This window comes from Halobacteriovorax sp. JY17 (assembly GCF_002753895.1).
Lineage (GTDB): Bacteria > Bdellovibrionota > Bacteriovoracia > Bacteriovoracales > Bacteriovoracaceae > Halobacteriovorax.
This window is the reverse complement of sequence record NZ_NJER01000001.1, coordinates 788,709-813,771: the sequence shown is the minus strand read 5'-3', so window position 1 is coordinate 813,771 and position 25,063 is coordinate 788,709. Positions and strand designations below refer to the sequence as shown.

At 37.4% G+C, this 25,063-nt stretch carries 22 protein-coding genes; 15 read left to right on the top strand and 7 right to left on the bottom strand.

The genetic code is table 11. The features are described from left to right. Positions 1-3: 3 nt before the first annotated feature. Positions 4-993 carry a D-alanine--D-alanine ligase gene (locus CES88_RS03660; RefSeq protein ID WP_290731090.1) on the bottom strand — a complete coding sequence of 330 codons (990 nt, stop codon included), beginning with the start codon at positions 991-993 and terminating at the stop codon, positions 4-6. A 1-nt stretch (position 994) separates the two neighbouring features. Continuing rightward, entirely contained in the window at positions 995-2,749 is a 1,755-nt protein-coding gene (gene thrS / locus CES88_RS03655; RefSeq protein ID WP_290731087.1) for a threonine--tRNA ligase, read from the bottom strand. 230 nt (positions 2,750-2,979) lie between these two features. On the opposite strand from thrS, the gene CES88_RS03650 reads away from it, so the two are divergent. The 9 genes from CES88_RS03650 (at position 2,980) to CES88_RS03610 (ending at position 12,465) form a co-directional block, all read left to right on the top strand. After that, complete coding sequence (locus CES88_RS03650) at positions 2,980-4,254, top strand: winged helix-turn-helix domain-containing protein (RefSeq protein ID WP_290731084.1); 1,275 nt, start codon at positions 2,980-2,982, stop codon at positions 4,252-4,254. A gap of 7 nt (positions 4,255-4,261) precedes the next feature. Continuing rightward, entirely contained in the window at positions 4,262-4,807 is a 546-nt protein-coding gene (locus CES88_RS03645; RefSeq protein ID WP_290731081.1) for a hypothetical protein, read from the top strand. A 17-nt stretch (positions 4,808-4,824) separates the two neighbouring features. After that, a complete protein-coding gene (locus CES88_RS03640; protein WP_290731078.1) occupies positions 4,825-5,247 on the top strand; it encodes a GNAT family N-acetyltransferase in 423 nt (140 codons plus the stop codon). 180 nt (positions 5,248-5,427) lie between these two features. Continuing rightward, positions 5,428-5,946, top strand: a complete 519-nt coding sequence (locus CES88_RS03635) for a hypothetical protein (protein WP_290731075.1) — start codon at positions 5,428-5,430, stop codon at positions 5,944-5,946. A 27-nt stretch (positions 5,947-5,973) separates the two neighbouring features. Continuing rightward, positions 5,974-7,377: a transcription termination factor NusA gene (gene nusA, locus CES88_RS03630; RefSeq protein WP_290731073.1), complete on the top strand. Its 1,404-nt coding sequence runs from the start codon at positions 5,974-5,976 to the stop codon at positions 7,375-7,377. 32 nt (positions 7,378-7,409) lie between these two features. Next, a complete protein-coding gene (gene infB / locus CES88_RS03625; protein WP_290731070.1) occupies positions 7,410-10,196 on the top strand; it encodes a translation initiation factor IF-2 in 2,787 nt (928 codons plus the stop codon). Positions 10,197-10,198: 2 nt separating this feature from the next. Continuing rightward, positions 10,199-10,561 (top strand): 30S ribosome-binding factor RbfA, encoded by a 363-nt coding sequence (rbfA, locus tag CES88_RS03620; protein ID WP_290731067.1) that lies wholly within the window; start codon positions 10,199-10,201, stop codon positions 10,559-10,561. Then, positions 10,558-11,502, top strand: coding sequence for a tRNA pseudouridine(55) synthase TruB (gene truB, locus CES88_RS03615; protein ID WP_290731065.1), 945 nt, complete (start codon positions 10,558-10,560; stop codon positions 11,500-11,502). The genes rbfA and truB overlap by 4 nt, the downstream gene beginning before the upstream one ends. A 126-nt stretch (positions 11,503-11,628) precedes the next feature. Continuing rightward, positions 11,629-12,465 (top strand): ferredoxin, encoded by an 837-nt coding sequence (locus CES88_RS03610; RefSeq protein WP_290731063.1) that lies wholly within the window; start codon positions 11,629-11,631, stop codon positions 12,463-12,465. Between the two features lie 82 nt (positions 12,466-12,547). On the opposite strand, the gene CES88_RS03605 is transcribed toward CES88_RS03610, so the two are convergent. From CES88_RS03605 to CES88_RS03590, 4 genes are all read right to left on the bottom strand, one after another. After that, the gene (locus tag CES88_RS03605; RefSeq protein WP_290731061.1) at positions 12,548-12,922 is read right to left on the bottom strand and encodes a TraR/DksA family transcriptional regulator; all 375 of its coding nucleotides are present in this window, start codon (positions 12,920-12,922) and stop codon (positions 12,548-12,550) included. A gap of 239 nt (positions 12,923-13,161) precedes the next feature. After that, complete coding sequence (locus tag CES88_RS03600; protein ID WP_290731058.1) at positions 13,162-17,091, bottom strand: zinc-dependent metalloprotease; 3,930 nt, start codon at positions 17,089-17,091, stop codon at positions 13,162-13,164. Positions 17,092-17,108: 17 nt separating this feature from the next. Then, positions 17,109-17,960 (bottom strand): hypothetical protein, encoded by an 852-nt coding sequence (locus CES88_RS03595; RefSeq protein ID WP_290731055.1) that lies wholly within the window; start codon positions 17,958-17,960, stop codon positions 17,109-17,111. A 106-nt stretch (positions 17,961-18,066) separates the two neighbouring features. Further along, on the bottom strand, positions 18,067-18,738 hold the full coding sequence (locus CES88_RS03590) for a DUF2817 domain-containing protein (RefSeq protein WP_290731053.1): 672 nt from the start codon (positions 18,736-18,738) through the stop codon (positions 18,067-18,069). A 188-nt stretch (positions 18,739-18,926) separates the two neighbouring features. Between CES88_RS03590 and rnhA the strand changes: the two genes are divergently transcribed. The 5 genes from rnhA (at position 18,927) to CES88_RS03565 (ending at position 23,605) form a co-directional block, all read left to right on the top strand. Continuing rightward, entirely contained in the window at positions 18,927-19,565 is a 639-nt protein-coding gene (rnhA, locus tag CES88_RS03585; RefSeq protein ID WP_290731051.1) for a ribonuclease HI, read from the top strand. 10 nt (positions 19,566-19,575) lie between these two features. Further along, positions 19,576-20,355 (top strand): 5'-nucleotidase, lipoprotein e(P4) family, encoded by a 780-nt coding sequence (locus CES88_RS03580; protein WP_290731048.1) that lies wholly within the window; start codon positions 19,576-19,578, stop codon positions 20,353-20,355. A gap of 85 nt (positions 20,356-20,440) precedes the next feature. After that, positions 20,441-21,187 carry an FKBP-type peptidyl-prolyl cis-trans isomerase gene (locus tag CES88_RS03575; protein WP_290731045.1) on the top strand — a complete coding sequence of 249 codons (747 nt, stop codon included), beginning with the start codon at positions 20,441-20,443 and terminating at the stop codon, positions 21,185-21,187. Between the two features lie 156 nt (positions 21,188-21,343). Further along, positions 21,344-22,735, top strand: coding sequence for a L,D-transpeptidase (locus CES88_RS03570; RefSeq protein WP_290731043.1), 1,392 nt, complete (start codon positions 21,344-21,346; stop codon positions 22,733-22,735). 135 nt (positions 22,736-22,870) lie between these two features. After that, a complete protein-coding gene (locus CES88_RS03565; protein ID WP_290731041.1) occupies positions 22,871-23,605 on the top strand; it encodes a hypothetical protein in 735 nt (244 codons plus the stop codon). An 89-nt stretch (positions 23,606-23,694) separates the two neighbouring features. Here CES88_RS03565 and CES88_RS03560 read toward each other — a convergent pair whose 3' ends face one another. Next, positions 23,695-24,573, bottom strand: coding sequence for a hypothetical protein (locus tag CES88_RS03560; protein ID WP_290731038.1), 879 nt, complete (start codon positions 24,571-24,573; stop codon positions 23,695-23,697). Between the two features lie 157 nt (positions 24,574-24,730). On the opposite strand from CES88_RS03560, the gene CES88_RS03555 reads away from it, so the two are divergent. Further along, the gene (locus tag CES88_RS03555) at positions 24,731-25,042 is read left to right on the top strand and encodes an NGG1p interacting factor NIF3 (protein WP_290731035.1); all 312 of its coding nucleotides are present in this window, start codon (positions 24,731-24,733) and stop codon (positions 25,040-25,042) included. The last annotated feature ends 21 nt before the right edge of the window (positions 25,043-25,063 follow it).

Sequence of the window (25,063 nt, the reverse complement as noted above, 5' to 3'; positions counted from 1 at the left end):
ATATTATATAGATTCTTCGATTATATTTTTTAGAAATTGAGAGAACTTAGTCCCATGGTTTTCCATCATCTTTGGAAACATTGAGATTGGAGTCATCCCAGGGAATGTGTTGATCTCATTTAAGTAAACTTCTCCAGTATCGGTGAAGAAGAAATCAACTCTTGAGAGGTGGCGAAGTTTTAGCCCTTTGAACGCTTCTAGGGCATAGCCTTGAATTGAGTTGATAACTTCACTGGATAAGTTCTTTGCTTCGATATCAGTTTTCGTCTTACTTTCATTTGAGTATTTTTGATCAAAGTCGTAGAAGCCGTCAGGACAAATAATTTCGCCGGGAAGGCTCACTCTTATTTCGCCATTGAATTCATAGACACTGACTTCAAGCTCTCTTGCTTTAATTGTCTTCTCTATTAGAACGTAATCTGAAAAAGTAAAGGCCTTTCGAATCATATTATCTACTTCTTCTCGACTTGCTACATGATAGCATCCTACTGAAGAGCCTTGGCTTGCGGCTTTTATATAGACGTCTTTGTGAGTTTGGAAAAAATCTCTCGCTTTAGTAAGAGACTTTTCACTGTCATCACTTAGATAGACATAGGGTGTATTCGGAATGTCTAAAGTGTCCAACCACAACTTTGTAGTGACCTTATTAAAGCAAGTTTGACTTGGCTCTGGTCTACAACCTAAGTAGGGGAGCCCCATGAGTTCAAAAATAGATTGGATAATGCCATTCTCTCCTGGAGGTCCGTGAATACAAGGAATAGCGAAGTCTAGGTTTTCCGTTGTTTTAGAATTTGGAAAGTGAAGCTCTCCTGCCTTTCTAAGCTCGCATAACTCGCCATTTTGATCAATTCTATCTCCGTTATGTTTGATCTCTACTTTGAAAACTTTATAGAGATTTAAACTTAAAAGTTCGTTGTAGATATAATCCGCGGAGCGAAGTGAGACATCGTGCTCACTTCCACCGCCACCACAAAGGAGAAGAATATTTTTCATATTAACTCTGTCTAAGCTTCGCCGGAATAAACTCAGCATTAAGCTCTGTAAATAGTTTCTTTAGCTCTTCAATTGTCATCGATTCAGTTTTCTTTTCACCGTGCTTTCTAAGAGAGACACTGTTATTTTCCATCTCTCTGTCTCCGATAACAATCATATAAGGAGCTTTTGATTGTTGAATCTGTCTCGTCTTGTAGCCCATCGATTCATTTCTATCGTCAACTTTTACTCTAAGTCCTTTGGCGAATAATTCTCTTTGAAGCTTATTGGCAAAGTCTAAGTGAAATTCATTATTAACAGGAACGATGACCGCTTGTTCAGGGGCTAACCAAAATGGGAAGCATCCGGCAACGTGCTCAAGGTAGACTCCAAAGAATCTCTCCAGAGATCCAAGTAGGGCCCTGTGGATAACAACTGGTTTTTCTTCATTACCGTCAGCTGTCGTATAATGTAGTCCAAATCTCTCAGGAAGTTGGAAGTCTAATTGGATTGTTCCAAGTTGATAGTATCTTCCAATGGCGTCAGCAATCTCTACGTCAATTTTTGGACCGTAGAATGCTCCGTCTCCTTCTTTGATAAAGTATTCATGACCACTCTTTTTAAGAGCGTCCTCAAGGGCCGCTTCTGCTTTGTCCCATGTGGCATCATCACCAGATTTCTTTTCAGGTCTTGTGGATAAGTTGACCTTAATTCCTGTAAATCCAAAGTGATCGTAACAAATGAAGAACATCTCCATTAGTTTTGTGATCTCATCTTGGATACCATCAATATCGATAAAGATATGGGCATCATCTTGGCAGAAAGTTCTAACTCTTGTGAGCCCTGTAACTGCTCCAGCTTTCTCGTATCTATGAAGTCTACCAAAGTCAGCATATCTCATTGGAAGGTCTCTATAAGAATACTTATAATGCTTAAACATAAGCATGTGACATGGACAATTCATTGGCTTTACGGCGTACTCTCTCTCATCAATTCTTGAGAAGTACATATTTTCTTTATAGTGTTCATAGTGACCACTCGTGTGCCAGAGATCAGAGTCAAGAATTTGTGGTGTGATCACTTCTTGATAATCGTAGATTCTATAGAGCTCTCTCATAAACTCGATAAGCTTATTATAAACAAAAGCACCTTTTGGCATAAAGAAAGGAGAAGCTTGTGCCACAGGATTAAAGTGGAAGAGCTCCATGTCTTTTCCAAGCTTTCTATGGTCACGCTTTTTTGCTTCTTCTAAGAAGTTTAAATGGGCCTTAAGCTCTTTTCTATCACTAAAACTTGCCGCATAAATTCTTTGAAGCATTTTATTATTTTCATCTCCACGCCAGTAGGCACCGGCAATATGGAGTAGTTTAAAGAATCTTGGAAGCTGTCCTGTGCTCTCAACGTGAGGACCACGACAAAGGTCGATAAAGTCTCCTTGTTGGTAGCAAGTTATTTCGGCGTCTTCGTCAAAGCTATTAATGAGGTCTTGTTTGAGTTCATCATTTTTGTCTGCGAAGAACTTAAGGGCTTCAGTACGAGACATCTCTTTTCTTTCGATTGATAGATTCTCTTTTATAAGATTCTGCATTTCAGCTTCGATTTTTTCTAGATCTTCGTCAACAAGACGATGTTCCATATCTACATCGTAGTAAAATCCGTGTTCTATTACTGGCCCTATCCCAAATTGAATATGGGTGTCTGGAAACACTCTGGAGATGGCCTGAGCCATTAAATGTGCAGTTGAGTGTCTGATTGTGTCTAGGTCAAATTTGGCCATGAGTTAAAGCTCCGAAATTACTTCATAATTTTGTTTTATAATAATTTCACACTTTACCAACGGGAATTCCATTTATCAATGAGTTAGAGGGAGAAAAATTACATCTTTATAATCTCTTTTTTGACTTATGGCGCTATAACGTGATATGAACTTGCAAGCTCAATTCTTAAGTGCTTGAATAGGCTGCGCAATTGACCAAGGTTTTAAACCAACTTTTCGGGGAATGAACTATGATGAACGACAATCTAGAGATGAATATAAGGCCTACAGAAGCTGAAACATCCATCGCTTTTTACGAGTTCAATGACCAATACATACCTACAGAAGACTCACTTTCTAAAAGAGAAATTGGTAGATCTTTTTATCAACTAGGAAAGCTTCACTACGATAAATCTGATTTAGATGCAGCGGAAGAAAACTTTCTTAAGTCTTTAAAGTGTGCAGAGAGACCAAGAGATATCTTCTCAATTTTTAAAATCCTAGGTTTCCTGATTAGAATCTCTTCTGAGAAATTAGATGATGAAAAAGCGACAGCTTATATTGCTCACGCGGAAGAGTTAGTTGATGACTTAACTAAGGTTTTAGGAAGTTTAAATTCAGAATATTTCTATAACGTTGGAATCGTAAAAAATTACGGTGGCAACTTTCAAGAGGCTTTTGAGAACTTTCAATTTGCCTATAAGAAATCTAAAGAAGAAAATGAGCCAGATATTCTTGCAAAAACACTCTTGGCCCTTTCAAATAATTGCTATAATAGAAAAGACTATAAAGGTGCACTTGATTACTTAGGGCAACTTAATCAATTGCTGGCAATAATTAAGAAAGACTACTTAAGTGGTGCAATGTACCTCTTTTCAGCGAAGGTTTATCTAGAAGTTGAAGATTTTGAAAATTCTCTTAAATTCTTCAAGCTTGCTAATGAAACTCTTCAGACTAAGAAGTGCTGGAACCTATTTGGATATATCCTCTTAGGCAAAGGAAATGTTTATAAGAATATGGGAGATTTCGACCGTGCTCTTGAGTATTTCAAGCTTGCAAGTGAGTCAAATGACCCTTCTGTTTTTAGAAGACTTTCAAATTTATTAAATACTGAAATCGAAGAAGTTAACGATTCAAGTGTTGATCTCTACTTAGATAGAAATAATAGGAAAATTAAAGAGAGAACTCTTGGAACTATTGATTTCAAGCACCGTTTTGTTCTTTTAGAAATTCTTTTCTTACTCGCCAAGAACCCTGGTGAATACTACGATAAGGAACAGTTGGCCAAGTCTATCTGGAAAGATGAGTACAACCCTCTTATTCACGATAAGCTAATTTATACAAGTGTTTCTAGGCTGAGAAAGCTTATTGAGCCTAAAGCGGCTAAGGCAGAAAAGAGAAAGTATATTATCCGTGGGAAAGACGGTTATACCTTTAATCCATCAGCTAAAATTAGATTCCATATGGAAACGAAGAATGTTGACGATAAAACTATTGCTAACGTTGAATTGAGTTCTCCTGTATAATAAACCCATGAAGTTTATTATATCTATTTTTATTTTAATCTTTGGGCCAATTTCGTTGGCCCAAAATATTTCTGACACAGCTCTTTTTAAAATTGAAGAACAAACTTTCTATCTCTCTGATGTAAATAAATTCCTATCTCCTTTAGAGGTTTTTAGATGTGTCGGGGATAAGAGTTACTTGATTAGAAGCCTTGAACTTTCAAAGAAAGATTACGAATCTCTTCCTGCATTCTTGTCGGATTATACCGTATTAAATAGAAGGCAGGAGCAATTACAAAAGATTCTCCTTTTAAATAAAATTTTAATGTATTCAGCAACCATCCAGGTCGAAGTTACTGGTGATGAGCTTAGTGGTATTAATTTTACGAAGTGTCATAAATCTAAGAAAATTACGGATGTTTTAAAATTATTTATTAAAAGTGAATTCTTGCTTAGAGATCGATTTCTTAGAGAGAGAAGGCCTGTAAAACTAGACGAACATCTTAAAGAGAAAATTCGTATTTTCTACTCTGGTATTGATCGAAAACTTTCGTCTCAGGTCTACTTCTTGTGATTATAAAGTCTCTCGTATTGGGTGAAGTTTCAGCTGAAAACTTAGAACACTTACAAGAGTTAGATGAATCGTATTTTCCTTTTCCCTGGAGTGAGCAGCTTTGGGAGAGAGCAAGGTTAAATAAAGATTATTTTGCCTTCTTTGATCCTCAGTGTCATGGTTTTGCAATATTTCTACTTAGTCCTCTAGATAAATTGGCACATCTAACAAAAATTGTTGTGAATCCTAAATTTAGAAAAAAGGGGTATGGGGCGGCTATTTTAAATGCTTCGCATAGTCATTTTAGAGTTCTAGGAATTGAGAGATGTATTTTAGAAGTAGAGGTAGGGAATAGATCGGCTATCGCACTCTATGAGAGGCATGATTATAAGAAAATTCATCTAAAGAAAAACTTCTATTCAAATGGCGCAGATGCCCATATAATGGAAAAACACTTATAAAGGGTTTCATTATTTGCCAAATGCTTGTAATCCTGATATTAAGTTATTAGATTTCAATTGATATTAAATACTGATCTCGATTGTTAATCTATGGTTTCAATTAATTTTGTGAAACTAGGGAAGATTTAATCTTCCCTTTTTTATTGCCGCAATTTATTTTGCGCGCTTTTAGTGAGAAGTATGGTTTTAAGAGAAGAGAGTACAGGTATCGAAAAGAAGTTCTATGAGCTGTGTTCGAAGCTTTGTTTAGAATTAAATTTAGAAATATATGATTTAGAATATCTCAAAGGGTCTCATACTCTTAGAGTATTCATAATGGATCCTGCGACTAAAACAGCTCTAATAGAGGATTGTTCTAAACTTGATAAGGCCCTTACTCCTTTTATTGAAGAAGAAGAATGGATGCCAAGCGAGCTTACTCTTGAAGTTTCTTCGCCGGGGATGTTTAGGCATCTTACTACTGTTGAACACTTCAAAATGTCTTTAGATCAAGATATTCAATTCACAGTTAAAACAAGATTAGTTAATGATAGTTTTCCAGGTATTCCAAAATCTCTACAGGGTGAGAGGAAGTTGATTGGAAAGCTAAAGACTGTAAGTGAAGATGGGATTTGCGTCTTGGCCGATAGTTTTGAATTAAATTTAAAATACGATGATATAAAAAAAGCAAATTTAGAACCTGCTCTTGATCTTGAATAGAGTAAGTTGAGCAAAAGGAAGGTAAAAATGTTTTCTGAACTAGGTAGGGTAATTGAAACTCTCGGTAAAGAAAGAGGGATTGAAAAAGACATCGTTATTAAAGCGGTGGAGCAAGCTTTCTTAGTTACTGCTAGAAAAAAGTACGGGATTCAAGGTGAATACGAAACAAGATATAACGATGGTGACGATGATATCGAAATCTATCAATATAAGAATGTTGTCGAAGAAGTAAGAGACTCAATTGTAGAGATTACTTTAATTGATGCTAAAGAATTAGATGAAGATGTAGAGATTGGTGATCAAATCGGTATAAAGATTGAAAACCCTAACTTTTCAAGAGTTGACGTACAAACAGCACGTCAGATTATCTTCCAAAAAGTAAGAGATGCTGAAAGAGAGATCCTCTTTGCTGAATTCAAGCACAAAGAAAATGAGCTTGTTACAGGTATTGCTAGAAGATATGAGAGAGGAAATATTGTTGTTGACCTTGGTAAGGCCGATGCAGTTCTTTCTAGAAGAGAAGTTATTCCTGGTGAAAACTTCAAGCCTGGAGATAGAATTCAAGCTTTCTTAACAGAAGTTGTTATGACTAACAGAGGACCAGAGATTCGTTTATCAAGAACATCTCCAATGTTCCTTGTTAAATTATTTGAACTTGAAGTTCCTGAAATTCAAGACGGTACTATTGAAATTAAATCTGCTGCAAGAGAGCCAGGGCAAAGAGCTAAAATTGCCGTTATCTCTGTAGATAAAGATATTGATCCAGTTGGTGCTTGTGTTGGTATGAAAGGTTCAAGAGTTCAAAACGTTGTGAATGAACTTCAAGGTGAGAAGATTGATATTGTAAAATGGTCTGACGACGTTGAGACATTTGCAAGAGCAGCTCTAGCTCCATCTGAAATTACAAATATTCAAATTGATCATTCTGATCACACTATGGACGTAGTTGTAGAAGAAGATCAATTATCACTTGCTATTGGTAGAAGAGGACAGAATGTTCGTCTTGCTGCAATGTTGAGTGGATATAAAATTAATATCATTTCTAAAACTAAGCTTCAGGAAAGAATTCAAAAATCTGTGGCAAACCTTCTTCAAATATCTTCTATTACAGATAGTTTGGCCCAGGTTATGGTTCAAAATGGTATTCAAGCGATTGGTGATATCGCAGCTGCTGAAGCGGCTGAGCTTGCTGAACTTCTAGAGGTTGATGAAGAGCAAGCTGCAGGTATTATCAGTGATACTATTGCAGCGATTGACGCTGGTGAAATTCAATTCCAAGCTGATGAAGAAGAGGAGCTAGTTTCTGCTTCTGCTGTTCCTGCTTACCATGGAATTATAAATAAAGAACAATCTGATGAAGAATCACAAGATAAGTTCTCTGATGCTGAAAGAAGACTCCGTGAAGAGTTAGCAGCATTCAAACTTAAGTAAAAGAAACTGGATAGGGAGTCCATATAATGCCTATGAAAATATTTGAATTGGCGAAAGAATTGAATAAAGGACCTTTAGACTTAGTTGAAGAACTAAAGAATAAAGGCTTTTCTGTTCGAAACCATATGACTGCGCTTACTGATGATGAAGTAAAGCAGATTATGGCCGGATATGATTCTGCTAAAGAAGAAAAGAAAGCCTCTGGTTCTAAGACTAAGAAGAAAGTCGTTAAGAAGAAAGCTGCTAAAAAGAAAGTTGCCAAGAAAACGGTAACAGCAAAAGCGGCTGACTCTAGCGAAGATTCTACAGAAGATTCTGAGACAAAGAAAAAGACTGTTGTTCGAAAGAAGAGCGTTATTCGTAAAAAAGGCAGTGACCCTGTTGAGGCTGAGCCGACTCCAGTAGTTGTTGCACCAGTAGAAACTGTGGAAGACTCTCAAGAAGATAAGGGCGAGACCCTGGAAACTGCTCCTGTTGAAGTTGTGGCTACCACGGAAGTCTCAGAGACAGTTGAAGCTAAGGGAAAAGACAAGTCTGATTCCTCTTTTGGTCTTAGAGTTGTTTCTACAGAGCATGTAAAAACAAAAGAAGAAATAGAGAAAGAAGAAGCGGAGAAGAAAGCTAAGGCCGAAGCGGAAGCAAAGGCAAAGAAAGAAGCTGGAGACGCGCCTCATAGATTTACTCCTGTCTACATACCACCTGAAAAGAAAGAGGGTGAGGCGGGAGCTACTGAAGACGAGAAGAAGGTTTCTAAAGGACGAATGGGAGCTCTTGCTTCAATGATGTCTGGAAAGAAAAATGTAAATAAAGCTCAAACTCTTACTCAGGAAAGAGCTGATACTGAACTTAAGAGTTATGCTCTAGGTGGTGGTGTTGGTCGTCCTCTGTATTCAACAGTTAAGAGAAAGAAAACTTACTCTGGACCAACTAAGGATACTGAGATTACAGAAGTTAAAGAATCAAAGAGAGTTGTGAAGTTACACGACGGGGCTCCTTCAGATCAGCTTGCTAAAAAACTTAAAGTTAAACTAAAAGATATGATCGATCAGTGTTTAGATATGAACCTCCTAGTTAAAACTGGAGATTATATTGGAATGCAACTGGCCGAAGAAATTGCAGCTCTTTATGACTATAGAGTTGAAAATGTTGCCTTTGATGAAGATAAGGTTATGGGTAAAGAGCAGTTAAGTGAAGACGACCGCTCTAAGTTACCTCTTCGTAATCCGATTATTGCAATTATGGGGCACGTTGATCATGGTAAGACTACTCTATTAGATCATATTCGTAATGCTAAGGTTGCAAACGATGAAGCTGGTGGAATCACTCAGCACATTGGAGCTTACTCAGTTAAGGCAGGTAAGAGTACTCTTACTTTCCTAGATACTCCTGGCCATGCGGCATTTGCATCAATGAGACAGCGTGGAGCTGATGTAACTGACCTTGTTGTTCTTGTTGTGGCGGCTGATGATGGTGTAATGCCTCAAACAAGAGAATCGGTTAAATACTGTAAGAATGCTGACGTTCCAATAATTGTAGCTGTAAACAAAATGGATAAAGAAGGGATTAACACTGACAGAATTAAGTCAGAGCTTGCTGATCTTGGGATTACTCCTGAGGAATGGGGTGGGGAAACTCAATTTGTTCCAATCTCAGCACTTAAAGGTGATGGGGTAGACAATCTCCTCGAATCAATTGCACTTCAAACTGAAATGCTAGAGTTAAGAGCAAGTGAAGAAGGAAATGTAGAAGGTGTTGTTATTGAATCTAAGATCGAGCATGGACGTGGTCCAGTTGCAACAATTTTAATTCAATCAGGTACTCTTAAGAAAGGTGATTCACTTGTTGTAGGTGAGACTTTTGGTAGAGCGAGAAGCCTTACTGATCACTTGGGAAAACAGCTCGAGTCTGCTGGACCTTCTACTCCTGTTCAGATTCTTGGACTAGACGAAGCGCCAAGTCCTGGGTCTTCTGTGGACGTTGTAAAGAACGAAAGAGAAGCAAAGAAAATTGTTGCCAATAGAGTTGCAGAGAGAAAGCAACTTGAGGAAGCACCAAAAGCGAAAGTTTCTCTAGAAGACTTCTTTGCTATGGCCGCTAATGATGGAAAGGAAACGAAAGAACTTAATCTTATTATTAGATCTGATGTTCAAGGTTCGTTTGAAGCAATTAAGCAAGCTGTACTTGCACTTTCAAATTCTGAAGTTGAGGTGAAAGTTATTGCAGGTGGTGTTGGTGCAATTAACGATAATGATGTTAATTTAGCTGATTCTTCGGGGGCGTTTATTTTAGGATTCAACATGAGGCCTAATACAACTGCTAGAAGATTAGCTGAAGAGAAGTCACTTGATATTAAAACATACTCAATTATCTATGAGCTAATTGGTGATGTAACTCTGGCCATTGAAGGGATGCTTGATCCTGATACTATCGAAGAATTTATCGGTAGAGCAGAAGTTAAAGATACTTTCACTGTTCCAAAAATTGGAACGATTGCTGGTTCTTCTGTTATTGATGGTAAGATTAAAGTTGGTTGTAATATTCGTCTTCTTAGAAATGGGAAGATCATGTTTGACGGAAAAATGTCATCTCTTAAGAGATTTAAAGATGATGTTAAAGAAGTTAAGAATGGTTTTGAGTGTGGTATCGGTCTTGAAGGCTATACTGACATTAAAGTTAATGACCAATTTGAAGCCTATATGCTTGTTGAAAAGAAGAGAACTCTTGATGACGTAGCTAAGGAAGAAAAAATCGCAGCTGAAGCTGCAGAGCTTGCGGCATTAGAGGCCGAAGAAGCTGCAGCAATGGAAGCAAGGGATTAATCTTGGGCGCAAGTTCTGGAAAGAAAAATATTCTCTCTGAGAAAATATTAAATGCTTCTAATGCATTTATAAGAACATCTGTTTCTGACTCTAGTTTAACTTTTGTAAGTATAACTAGAGTCGAGCTTTCAGATGACCTATCAAATTCTAAGCTTTACTGGGATACTTTTGATGCTACTAAGAGAGGTGACTCTAAGAAGGCGATTGAAGGAATTACCGGAAAGCTTAGAACTTACCTTTCTAAATTATTAAAAATGAGACACGTTCCTACTATTACCTTTATCTATGACTCTCAATATGACGAAGAAAAGAAGATTGAGGACTTATTAGGTGAAGAAGCAAAGAAGGGTAAAGGCGTCTCATGAGTTCACGCTCAAATAGAAAATCAAAGAATGCGGGGCCAGGATTTGGCCCTTTAGTTTTTAATGTCTATAAGCCTGAAGGGATGACTTCTTCTGATGTTGTAAGACATTTTAAATATCACCTTCCAAAAGGCTTTGGGAAAATTGGTCATTTTGGGACTCTAGACCCTTTTGCGGAAGGGGTTCTCTTAATTGCCATAGGACAAGCACCGCGCTTCAATGATTATATTCATGAGAAATTCCCTAAAACATACTTGGCAACGGGAGTTCTTGGAGTGGAAAGTCCTACGGGAGATTTTACCGTCGCTGAAGAAGAGCTTGATTTCGTTGAATGCTCAGAGTTTAGTGAAGACAAACTAGTCTCTATTATAGAAAGTTTTAAAGGAGAATATTCGCAGTCTCCTCCTGCATTTTCAGCAACAAAGCATCAGGGAAAACCTCTCTATGAGTGGGCGAGACAGGGTGTGATTATTGAAAAGCCAGAAGTTCAAAGACATATTTCTGAAATTGAATTAGTAGAATTAAATGGAAGAGTTGTGACCTTTAGAGTTACAGCAAGTTCCGGGACTTATATTAGAGTTCTCTTTGAAGATATAGCAAAGAAGCTTGGCACTCATGGGGCCCTAAAGAATTTAGTTCGAGAATCTATTGGTCCTGCTCATATTGAAAAATCACTTTTAGAAGAAGCATGGCCCAAGAGGGATGCCGATTATCTTGTCGAAGAATTTGGTACTAGGATTGATAATTTTTTAGATTTTCCAAAGTTAGAATTGTCTGAGAATGAGGCCGTAAAATTCTTTAATGGTCTCGCAATGCATAAAGACTTTGAAAATGGCTTTTTCTGGGCCCTCCATAATGGGAAATTACTTGGGCTTGGAGAGTTTGAAGATAATTTATTGAGAGTGAGGGTAGGCTTTGGTCACAACCCTTTAGAAAAAAACTAATATAAGCCACTTAAAACAGGTTGGCTAAATCCTTCAAAATGTTTATATTAGAAGTATAATAATTTGAATTTAAAGTGAAATTTTGGAGTATTTTCTATTCCAAATTCTTAATACAGGGAGTGTTAAGTGAATACAACCTTCATTGCCATGGGAGTTGCCCTTTTAGCAGGGATTGGCCTAGTCGTTACAGTTGGAGTCTTCAGTCTACTATCTGGAGCATTCCACTTCTTATTTGCGAAGCCAAGATTTACAATTCTAAAGTCTAAAACAGATTCAAACGGATTTGCTTTCTCACTAAAGTGGAATAGCTCACGTGAGCCTGCAAAGTTTGATTCAATTAGACTAAGACTTTACAATCCTTTTAGTACGCCAACTCAAGTAGATGTGACGAGAACCTTTGATGCTGCTAGCTCATCTTTTGCAAGAGACCTAGACTTCGGAAAAAACCTTGAGCAACTTCTTGCAGCTTGTAACCATGAAAGCGCTTCAGTTGAAGTTGAAATGGGAGCTAGTAAAGACGCTCTTGTTCACCACTTCATGTTTAAGGCCGAAAAGTTTAAGGCAATGGTTGAGAGTGCTACTGGTGATGCTGATAAATTTAATGAAGATCATACGTTAAACTATGCCAAGCCTCTCTATCACACGCCAAAGAGAAGCTTTATTGCAGAGCCATTACCGGCTTCAAATAAAGCTTTAAAAATTTCTTCAAACCCTGAGTTCGCAGGGGCCTTCGCAGGATCAGGTGGAGATGCGGCAGCAGTTGAAAACTTTGCTGTAAGTAAGGTTTGGATTGAGCCAGGTTGTATTGTTTGTGATGCCTGTGAAGCTATTTTTCCAGAAGTTTTCGAAGTGACAGATGATAGCTGTATCATTCGTCCAGGAGCTCCACTAGATAATGGAATTCTTGTGGAAGAAGCGGCAGAAGCTTGTCCGGTAGAAGTTATCAAGTTCACAAAAGCATAAAGAATTAAAATATATACTCAATAAACAAAGGCCCCAATTTTGGGGCCTTTGTGTATGCTAAAATTATAAGTGTTAAAAGCAGCTAGGCTGCCCTAGAGTTTCTCTCAACTTCTTCTTGTGCGTCTATTGATAACTTTACCCAAGGAATTTTCTCAAGCCTCTTCTTACCAATAGGCTCACCAGTATCTTCACAGAGTCCATAGCTACCATCATCAAATTTTGCGAGAGCGTCTTCGATCTGATGCAGTCTTACCAGCTCACGGTCTCTAAGGCCCATGCTAAGGCTTTGTGCCATGAGAACCTGACTTTGGTCCACATCTTCGACGATTTGATCTCTATCGGGGGCTATTTCATCAATAGAGTGCGTTTTCATATGGTTTAGAATATTGCTCTTCATTTGTAGAAGGGTATTCTTCTGGTTGGCTAGAAATGTCTCATCATAGTATTCATTCTTCATGTCTACTCCACTTAACTTGGGTACTAACATTAGACCTCTACGGTCAAAGATGAGACATATTAACACTACTAGTTAAATGAATTGTGAATATTTAAGGCCTTTTAAAGAATTCAGTTACTTAAGAGAGGTAAGGGGGATTTATGGGGAATGTTTTGCGGGGTGAAAATTGCACATGATATTTGGCAGAAGTTGTAAAAAGAGGCACTTAGTTAAAACTAAGTGCCTCGGTTATTCTTTGTTTAATCGATAATTGGTAATGCCCAGATTGAGTCAACTTCTTTGTCTAGAATTTCTTTTCTAGCTTCCTCATTAGACATCGTAAACTTAAGATCATAAAGGTCTGCATTAGCAAGTGGTAGAAGCCTCATATCATCTTGAATTAGTGAATTCATGTTGACGAATAACTCTTCAGCAGCGTCGAAGTTTCTAGCTCCTTCACTTACTCTTAATTCTGCAAGAGCTTTCATTAATCTTTCTTGCCCTTCTGGAGTTCCATCAGAGTTTGTCACAACTGCTTGTAGTAGTTTATCAAAAGTTGATTGATAAATTGCAATCGTTTGCTTGATTGAAATCAATTGCATTACCTTTGCTTGTACTTCAGCAGTTATTTCGATGATCTCTGCTTTTGCTTCCGATTCTACTACTGCAACTTCTTCCTCTGTAGATCCTTCCGTTGCTACTTCTTCTGCTGTAGCAACTTCTTCGGCAGGAGTCTCAACTTTAGACATCTCTTTCATTACGCTTTCAATTTGCTCACTTCTTAAAGTTGTAAGCCCATTAATTCTCGCAATACTTTCTGCTGCAAGCGTGTTTCTCTCTGTTGCTCCGTAAGTGAAGTCATGTACGTTTGCAATTAGTTTTACTGAAGCACCAAATCCAATATTAGTAGAAGCACTGCTCTTTCTTCTTACAACTAATGAGTCAAAGAATTCAGATCTTGCAACATATTGGCTTAGGCTTTCAGAATCATTCTCACTCTCGTGAGAGTTGATAGCTGCTGTCTTAAGTAGTACTGGTGCAATATCAAACTCTTTCGAATCTGGGAAAGGAATGAATTGCTTTAAAAATCTCTTAATCGTTGGCACTTTAGTCTTCGCGTGAAGGTCAGTTGCAAACGGCATTTGGTATTTAACACCACTTCTAGTTTCAGCTGCTATTGGAGACGCTAAAGTCTTATTAAGCGCTAAATGCTCTAGTAGGTTAGTGATCTCTGCTTTATACTTTGGCATATCAGTAAATGATGCGTGAATACTTTCACCTGCCGAAGTTAATCTATCTCTATTTGTTAAGATTTCCATTGCTAGTACTTTATCTAGCCATGTTCCTCTTACTTCAATGTCATCAGTCTCTAGTCTTTCTCCGTCTCTATCAGCGGCATCGATATCGTTGTGTAATTTACCTACTTGTCCAACTACTTGAGCAGAAAGTCCAATATCATCTGAAGAACATTTTTCCTGTCCAAGAGCTGCTTCACATGATTGAAATGCAGTTGTGAGCGCTTCTCTTTCTCTAAGGATATCAAGCCTTGCATTTTGATCGAAGCAACTTGTTGCTCTGTATTCACCTTTACCATTTTCAAGAGGGTAAGACTTATAAAGTGTTCCGGCTGCAAAGTTGGCCGCAACTCTTGCTGTGTGAGCTGGCTTTCCAGTTGTGTTATCAATAAATGAGTACTGAACATCACAAGTAAGATCAGGAGTCTTAACGATATCTAAAAGAGTTCTCGTTGCAACATCATTGGCGTCTACTACCTTATCAATAGTTTCGCAGAATTTTGGGTCATTAATTCTATCTTGGGCATTACACTTATTGTTTATCATGCGCTCAAGGTTAAACTTTGCCAAGTAAGTCTTATAGAATTGCCAAGTTTCATGGGCCTGTCTAAGGTCTAGCAGTGTGTAGTAAGTCCCTAGGTAGTATCTCCATGTTCCCATTCTATCGTTAAAGTTCTTAGATCTATTCTTCATGTTACGCCACTGGTAGTACTCTTTGTACTTAGCTGCGTAATGCTTAGTCATTTCTAAATCATTTGAACCTTCGTCAAATCTATTACAGTCAGCGTACATATTTACGTCTTCATCTGTACAGAACTTGTATTCAACTCTATTTTCAATTTCGTTAACACTTTTTTCAATTATTGAAGAACCATCAAGTGAAGGCTGCTCAAGTGAAACAGTTCTAACTTTACCACCAACTTTTTCTTTTACTTCTACAGCTCTATTATAACCAAATTTAAGAGCAGCAATATCGTACTTACCAAAAGTCGATAGCTCGTTTAAGCTTGAGTAAGAGTAATCCATAATCGAAGAGAATACTGATCCACTTGTAAGTCCAAGCTTTGCTCTCTCTTCTTTGTTATAGTAGTTTGCAGCATCAAGTGATCCTCTAAAGTTATGTCTAAGTCCAAGGTTGTGTCCAATTTCGTGCACAAGAGTTGGAATATAAGCGTGACGAGCAAGAATCTTGATTAAAGTTCTTTGTTGAGATTCGTTTAACTGAATCCAGTCTTTAAGTTCTCCAAGTTCATTTCTGATCCCACCAACAGTATTGATCTCGTCAACTGAGATTTTACCTAGGGCCTGGAAGTTGAACATATCTGTTGTATAAACACTATTCTTATGAAGAAGCTCTTTAATTTCTAAGCTATCTTTCATTTCTCTTGTGAACTCGTTTAATTGACCATCAACTTTTCCAAGAACTAGCGATTGATAATCAGTACGTAGTCTCTTATCAACTTTCTTTTTAAAGTCTTTAAAGTTTGCAGCAGCTGCACTTAATTCACCTGTGTGAAGATCGGCGTGTCCGTGGCTGTGCCCGTGATCAAGGTGTGCAGTTGAAATCGTCTTAGATTCAAGTGATTTCTTTACCGCAGCAGCAAGATCTTTTGAATTGACCTTTGCACTCTTTTTCTTTGAAACTTCAAGAGAGGCTTGAATCGCAGCAGTGTTACTTGCTTCTTTCTTTAATTGTTTTTCTAAGAATACAATTGAATCGTATGCACTTGGAGCAATTGACTCTAGTGACCCTTTGTACATATTTACGTGACCTTTTACAATTTCCCCTGTTCTTGGGTTTGCAACAGTTGGCCCGTATCCAAGTAAGCTTGAAGCAATGTCTTCAATAAGAACAACCATTGTATTTCTTAGATTTCCTGGTCTCTTACCTTCTGGCATATGTAGTTTAAGTCTAAGATTTACTTTGTTATTTTCTAGCATTGTATTCATTCTATCGAAGGCAAAAATAGTGGCATCTTTTAGATACTTATTTTCTTTCTTCGAGAACTCATCACTTAGGTAGTAGTCAACAACTCTCTTCGCTGGGTTCCATCTATTTAGCTTATAACTTCTCTCTGTTTGACCAAAGGCGTTCTTTGTTCTTTCTTTAGTTTTGAAGAATCCAAAAGTTCCATGCTCTTCTACAGGATAAGCAATATCTTTATAGTTAGGAGAAGCTATAGTATCAAGTTTTGCAAATGAGAAGAATACTCTTGTGTTAAATGCACCATTGTCATCTAAATTTTCAAGAAATTTATCGTACTCACTTCCTGAGCTATACCATAATTCATTGGTACAAGCAGGAGTGTTTGAAAATTTATAAGTTTTCTCAATTTCAAAATGAAGATCAGTTTTAGTTACTTCGTAATTTACGAGTTTCGTTGCTTGGAGAGAGTAGCAAGGATCTTCGTTCTCTGGAAGCCCAACGCTGTCGGCTTCAAGAACTTTTACACTTTCAAAGTCAGGAACAAAGTTGTCCTTTTGAAACCATTCTAGTTCTGTATTTTCTTCTTCTTTATTGGTACATTCTTTATCAGCATTTTCAGCACATCTAAAAGACTTATACGTTACAGGGATAGTAAGGATTGGCTTATTGTTAAGCGTACTATCTTGAAATGTTTCATTCTTTTCCATTTCGTAAGCAACGATACCTTCTTCTTCAAATTTAAATTTGACGATTTTCTCGTTACCTTGAACAAATGGCTTCATCGCCTTAGTGAATCTAGGAACACCTTGGGATGTTGGAACATAGAGAAACTCTGCCTCAGTATTGATGGCCGATTTGCTCGTGATCTCTGGCGCTTTGTAAACTGTATCAAGTTCTCTTTCTTTCGCACAACTTGTAACAAGTCCTGCAACGATGAGAGAAGTTAATAGATAGTTCTTGTTTTTCATTCTTTCTCCTAGATTGCTTAGTAGCTAAAACTTATATTTAAAAAATATGATGATAAATCTTTGTCAAATAATTTTACGTTTGACTCTCTACCGTTAACAGCTAGTGCTGAACCACCTGTAGAGTGTCCGATACTTAATGAGAAATTCTGCGGAAGTACAAAAGAGAGAGTTTGCTCAACTCCAAAGAAGTCTTTTGTGTGTCCAGTGTAGTCAAAATTTCTATAGTAAGAACCTCTTACAGAAGCACTCATGAAGTCAGTGATGTCATAACCTGCTGTAAGTGAGTTTGATAATGTATATTGTGTATTAGAGCTTCCAGATGTTGTAACTCTATACTTGTGAAAATTTGTAATTACTGCTGGAGAGTATACAAAAGATAGACCATTCGTAAGGTGTTCTGAAGCGTCGTATACAATATTTCCAGAAAGACTGATTCCTGTTTGTAGACTTGTAGTGACTCTTGATGCCTTACTTACTGGAATTTTTGCAGAAGTAGCAACAGAAGTAGATATAAATCTATTTAATTTTCCAAAGCTTTTAGAAAAACCAATTTTTGGATCTCTTACGAGTCCTTCTCTATCGTTTTCTAGGTCTTTATCAAAGATTGTTGTAAGACTTAGCTTCATATTATCAGGTAGCTTGTAACTTAGTACAAGCGCCGTAGTATTGCTCATATTCTTTTCAGCTGCGTCTGGTGCCTTTACGTCAGTTGAAAAAGTATTAGACAGTGTTACCCCAACGTTTTCTAGGGACAATCCGGCACTATTGTCTAATCTTTTTACAGATGTCGCAGTTGCTGACACTGAATTTGCCAGTACCGTTGGAGACATCATAAGTAATATCAATAATGTAGAGGTTGATCTCTTCATTAACACTTCCTTTGCTAAGTAATACTTGAGTATTTAACTGCAATTAAAGTGCCATGAATTTTGGAGTCAGATTGACCACGCCGAAATGGGCGTGGTTAGAATTTATTTAGAGCAGGTCGCTTTGAAAGAGTGCTTTAAGACCAGCTTCATTTTCATCCCAAATTTTCTTGAGATTAAGTTCATCACTGAGAACAGGACATTCAAAGGTGAGAACTGGGCTCTCGTACTTCTTAGGGCCAAGATCTCCGAGAGATCCTGGAGTTGGATGTCCTTCAATATCATCACATGTAATATAGCCATTATACTGGCTTAGAAATTCTGCAACTTCTTTACAGTCTCCATTGTAATTAATCATTGGCTTCCATGAGTGGAAACTTAGAATAATTTTTGGAGGGAATTTTTCAAATAGATTAATTAGAAATTTATTTTCAGGCTCACTGAGAGGTTCAGTGCCTGGATAGTATTTTTCTTCGCGGGCTTCACTTGACCAAGTTCCACTATCGTAATTTCTATTTAAGTCAACTCCATTGGCATTGACTCGTGTAGCATTTCTATATCCATCAGGATTAAGGACGGGGATCACTACCATTGGGAGGTCAACATCAACTTCTGTCTTTAGCCATTCAAATAATTGCTTTACAACATAGACGCCTTCTACTTCGTCACCGTGGGTTCCGGCCATGAGATAAACATACTTCTTCGATTTACCTTCAGTTTTATAAGCTTCAATATTTTCGCCTTCTACAGAAGTACCAAATTTTAAATCAATGAAATTCATTCGTTGTTCCTCAAATGTTGTCAATTATGTGTAGAGATATTTCTAACATGTCTGGAGAACTTTTAAAAATAAAGATTGATCTCTTTTGCTCTGTGCCATGCTTCTCTCCTCATATTCATTTCCTTGGAGCAGGATTCCATGTAAAATATTAGGCTCTAAAGTAATATAATCTATTTATAGGAAGACCTTTGAAGAAAAAAACGCTCGCATTCTTTGACAAATTAAAAAGTAAATTTCCAGATGATAAGAAGGCCTTATCATCTATAGATTATCTCAAGTCACAAATTGAAGACTGGGAGGAAGAAGTTGAAGAACAAAATTCAACAAATGGTGAACTTCCTCTTCCTAAAGAGATAAAGTCAAAAAACGCTTATGCACTTTTTAGTGATGGTGCGTGTAGGGGAAATCCAGGCCCTGGGGCCTGGGGAATGGTTGGGCAAAATGCAAAGGGCGAAGTTCTTTTTAAAGGCTCAGGGGTTGAGACAACGACAACTAATAATAGAATGGAAATGATGGGTGCAATTGAGGCGATGAAGTATCTTCTCTCGGAAGGCGTGAATACAGATTCTGCAGAAGTTTACCTCTATAGTGATTCTAAATATGTTGTAGACGGTCTTAAGTCGTGGATGCAGGGATGGAAGAATAGAGGCTGGAAGAAGGCCGATAAGAAGACACCTGAAAATGTTGATTTATGGCAAGAGTTAGATAGAATATCTAGTTCATTTAGTAATATTCAATATCTTTGGGTTAAAGGGCACGCCGGACATCCACAGAATGAATTGTGTGATCAGCTGGCCAATGAGGCCCTAGATGATAGTGGATTTTAAGGAGTAGGAAATGAAGAAGATAATTCTTTTAATAGTTTTAATGGCCACGGCTTCGTGTGGACACATGGGAAGTAAGAATAAAGCGGAGTACACAGAGGGGGCAACTCTTTGGGTACAAAATGCTGCAGAATTTAGGGCCTTGAGCTATCAAGCTTTTAATTCAGCAAGACTCTATCTTGATCGCGCTTTACTCACTAAGAGAAACCGTAAGAAGCCAGCTGTTGTTGTTGATATTGACGAGACGGTTTTAGATAATAGCCCTTATCAAGCGATGAATATTTTAAAGAATAGAAGTTTTGATAGAAAGTACTGGGATGAGTGGATTCAAAAATCACAGGCAAAGGCCATCCCTGGTGCAATTGATTTCTTAAATTATGCCCATAAGAAAGGTGTGGAAGTCATCTATATTTCTAATCGAAGAATAAAGGGGCTTGGAGCAACTTATAAGAATCTTCTTAATTTAGGATTTCCAGTAAAGAGACAAAATATCTTTCTAAAAACAACGACAAATAATAAAGAAGAGAGAAGACAGAATGTGATGAGAAATTTTGATATTGTCCTTCTTGCTGGTGATACACTGGCGGATTTCTCTGAAGTTTTTAATGAGAAAGGAACAAATGATAGAAATATCCTAGTTGATAAGATGAGAGATGACTTTGGAAAGAAGTTTATTATTCTTCCAAATCCAATGTATGGAGACTGGGAAGGGGCAATGTATAATTATGAATTTTCTGGAAGCCCAGAAGGGAAGGCCAAGCTTAGAAAAGGGCATCTTTACCCGTATAACTAGACTTGATAAACTTAGAACACACTAGTAAACTTAATTAAATTAATATTTTAATGGATTAATTATCAATATTACAAAGGAAGTAGTTATGAAGAAAAGCCTAATCGTAGGTGTCTTTGCTGCCGCAGCATTGATGACAGGTTGTAACAAACAAAAAGATATCAAAGTCAGCTCTGACCAAGACAAAATCTTCTACTCGGTAGGGTTTATGTTTGGTCAAAGAATGAAAGACTTAAGACTTAACGACGCTGAATTAGCAGCTATGACTCAAGGTCTTAGAGATGCCGCTAATGGAAAAGAGTCTCAAGCAGATCTTCAAGTTTTTCAACCAAAGATTCGTGAAGAATTTCAAAAGAGAATTCAATCTCACTCTCAAACAGTTAAAGTTGAAGGTGAAAAATTCTTAGCAGACTTTATTAAAGAGGGAGCTACTAAGACTGCTTCAGGTCTTGCTTATAAAATCATTAAGGCCGGTGAAGGTGCTAAGCCAAAAGCTACAGATACTGTTAAAGTTCACTATCACGGTACTTTAATTGATGGAACTGTATTTGACTCTTCTGTTGATAGAGGAAAAGAAGTAAGCTTTCCTCTTAATAGAGTTATCAAGGGATGGACTGAAGGTCTTCAGTTAATCGGAAAAGGTGGAAAAATTAAATTAGTTATTCCTTCGGCCCTTGCTTATGGTGATCACGGTGCACCTCCAAAGATTCCTGGTGGAGCAACTCTTATATTTGAAGTAGAGCTTTTTGAAATTCAAAGTGGCGATGCTCATAGTGCTGATGATGGTCATAACCATGGTAAGCCTGCTAAAGCGGCTAAGAAAGCTAAGAAGTAATTTCTTTTTACATTTTCATATTTGAAGAGGGCCCATTGGGGCCCTCTTTTATTTTCTTGAGCAGATAATATAGTAATTTTTACACTCTGCATTGTATTTGTTGACGGTGTGCGTTGGCTAGTGTTTATTGCCCCCAGAACACAAATAGGGGGAAAAATGAAACTTACTGCAAGACTTGCAGGAGCAGCACTTGTGCTAGCAACTGTAATGGGAACACCGCTTCAATCACAATTAATTCCAAGTGCAAATGCATCATTCTTTGGTTCTTCAAGTTGGAAGAAAATTCAACTACCAATAGAGGCTAAGAATAGAGTAGAAGGCGTTAGAGTTGCTGATGTTGTAAGCTACCTACCATCTTTTGTTCCAGGTTTATCTTACGTTAACGAAGTTTTACTTAAAGAAAAAGACCAATTCTTTGGTGATAAAGGGAAGGTTGATGAAGTATTAAACCTATTCTTTAGTGAGCTACCTGAGTGGAGTGGAAAGAATGTACGTTTAAATTTAACTGCCCTTGTTAAATATAATGAAGATACAATCGCTTTTAAAGAAATTAAGGTTGAGTACAACTCTTCAGATGTAAAAAACTTTGCGGTATCACCTGTTAAGTTTACAAGTCTTTCGCAGACAAAGCTCGTTTTTGATGTCGGATTAAAGTCCAGAAAAGTTATAGTTAAAGATAAGAATAGTAATATCAAAATGGTTTTTCCTCTTGGTGTAGGTTCTTTTGATGAGGGTGTTTTAAACGACGAAATCTCACTCTTAACTCCAAGATTTAAAAATGGATACTTAGATAAGTCTAAGGCCATTAGAAATAGAAAAATGCCAAGATACTTTGCAAATCTTCCTTTTGTTAGAATTTTAAAAGGTTCAAATCCAACTGAAGATTACACTGGAATTGGTTTTCACGCTCAACCTTTTCCAGATAAGAATAAATTCATTAGAGCATTTGATAGTCATGGTTGTATGAGAATGCAAACACCAGATCTTTGGTCACTATACTTTATGGTTGCTGCAGGACCTACGAAGCAATTACCAATAACTGTTAACTATACAGCTTTAAGTTCTGAGGAGCACCCATTTCCAAAGAGAGATAAGCCTTACAAGAGAGTTGCCAATACTGGTTCTAGAGCAAATCCAAGTTTCTCACTTGATAGAGACAACCTAGTTCTTGTTCAGAATAACTGGGATTCTTCTGCTCCTATTGAGAACCTTGTTGATCTTGATAATGATAACTATCACCAAGTGTATAACTATAGTACAACTGAGTTAGTTGAAGATAAGTGGGAAGGGATTAGAGCGAAGTGTAAGGCGAGAACATACGAAAACCCTGCTTACACAGTAAATTGGGATGAGTATGCTCCTGATTATGACTCAAATGATTCTGAGAGACAGAGAGAGAGAAAACTAAAGAAAGCTAAGAAGAAATATAATAAGGCCATAGAGAAAATGAATAAGAAGAAAGATAAGGCCTATGAAGACTGTATTGACGATCATAAGAGAGACTCATCAATTGGTGATAGACTTTATAGATGGTGGATCCACGGTTAAGCATTTAAGTTAAAAAAACATAGAAAAAATAAGCCTCGATTAATCGAGGCTTTTTTGTTTCAAATATAAATATTCCTTCATACTTTCCAAGAATTACTATGGCCTTTTCCATTAGAATCAATCTATGGAGGATATATGTCGCTTGCTACTCTTGCGCCCGTGCATGAAAACTTTCATATAAGGGCCACCTTTGAAGGAACTTCTGGGGATTTGATTGCCGAAGCTAATAGAATTTCATTCTATAGTGGGGACAGGCTTATTCATAGAACTCCTTATACTCAATTGACTGATGTGAAATTTCGAGAAATAGGAGATAGGCCTTATTTAGATCTTTGTATTGAGGGAGGACATCTTGCCTTTATTTTAATGGATAGTGATGATGATAGTGAGCTCTTTTATCTACATACAAAAGAGAGAATTATTGATCAAAGAAAGATTAATCAATTTTTAAGAGATAAGGTTCGAATTAATAGTAATAGGGCGCTCCTCATGTTTGATAGGGAGTGTATCACTTGGATTATGGATAAGCCTCCTATGCTTTTTTCGGATGAATATATTAAAGGGGCGCTTATAGGGAGAGTCGGGCAGGACTTTGCTCATCATGACTTTGGAATTCTCTATGTGACAAATAGGAGACTTTTCTTTAATGGGAGAAAAGGTTATTTCACTGAGCTTTCTCTACCCGAAGTTCGCCACTGTCTTGTCATCGATATCGACACTAAGTTTAGAGATGCACTTATGAGAAAGAGCTATAGCTTACAATTTAACCAAGGAGATTTCATCATTGGAGTTCAAAGTGAATTTGAAGGAAAAATAGAAGCTTTTATGGATAGTTTTGATTCTAGTATTATACAAATTGAGAGATTTTGAATAGAACCCTCAATGCTGCCTTTTAATAAAATAAAAAAGGGCCTTCTGTTGAAGGCCCTCTTATATATTCACGCGTTTTTATTTTGGAATTAATTTCCTGGCTTAAACCAGCATAGTGGTCTAACACCTGATTCGTAACCGTCTGCTCTAGCACAAGTTCCTACTTTGTAGTCTCTATCACTTACATCTGTATAAGCGTCAACATCACAAAGAGAACCATTCCAGTAAGTATCTAAACGACACTGTGGTTGTGGGTGGTTGTGGTCAGTTGTACTAACAACTCTTGTGTCTGGAGTATCAAACTTAAGAGGAGTAGTTAGGTTTCTTAGGTCCTTGAAAAGATCTGCAAGTGAAAGACCTGCCATCGCACCTCTTTTACACATTTCAAGATCTTTTTCAGTAGTAAATTTTTCTTCACATTTCTCTACTACGAAAGCTGGAATTTCCATATCTGCATTGATTGTTGCATTATCGTCATTTTCCATGAACTTTCTAAGACATTTTGAAGTTGCGAAGTAATCCGCTTGACCTTCGTTTGATGCCCATGAAGAACCAAACCATGATTTCTTCTTAGGTTGTCCACCAATGTGGTGACCAATTTCATGACAAACAACTGTTGCAAACCCGTCAGCAGTGATTGCTGCGTGTCTTGCTAGACCACCGAACATAGATACTTTCCAAGTATTACCTGTTTGTTGAGCGTAAGCATTAACAGTTCCGTCAGTCCACTTTCTTTCAATTAGAAGATTCTTTCCTCTTGCTGAAAAAATTGGTGCGTAGATAGCTTCAACCTTATCGATTGTTGCGTTAAAAAGAGCTTCGTCCATAGTGTTGATAGACTTTGCTCCAACTGGAATAAGAAGAGAGTTTTCTTCAACGATTCCACCTTGTCCATGTTGGTCACAAGCTAGGGCCTGTCCACCGAAAACTAACATTGCAACTATTGTTGCTAGAATTCCTTTTCTCATTTTATGTTCCTCCGTGAAACATGTTTATAAATTCATAACTTCTTTTTAGTTTGTCATATTATTGTTAAGTTTCGGTTATGCTTTGTAAAATTTTTTTAAAGCATTTATCTTAAATGTAAGAAACTGTTAGTTCTAAATTTGTAAGTATGGAGAATATGTGAAAAAAATTGTGTTTTTTGTACCTATTGACCACTCGGAAGCAGTGAAAGAAGCTGTTTTTAAGGCCGGTGCGGGGAAGATTGGCCACTATGATCAATGCTGTTTTGAGACTCTTGGTACTGGCCAGTTTAGGCCTTTAGAGGGCTCTTCGGCCTTTTTAGGTCTAGTTGGAGAGGTGGAGAAAGTTGAGGAAATGAGGGTTGAAATGGTTTGTGAAAACAATTTGATTGGTAGCGTTATTGATGCTTTAAAAATAGCTCATCCCTATGAAACTCCGGCCTATGAGGTCTATTCATTAGAGGAGTATTAGCTCAATAAATCTAGTGAAATT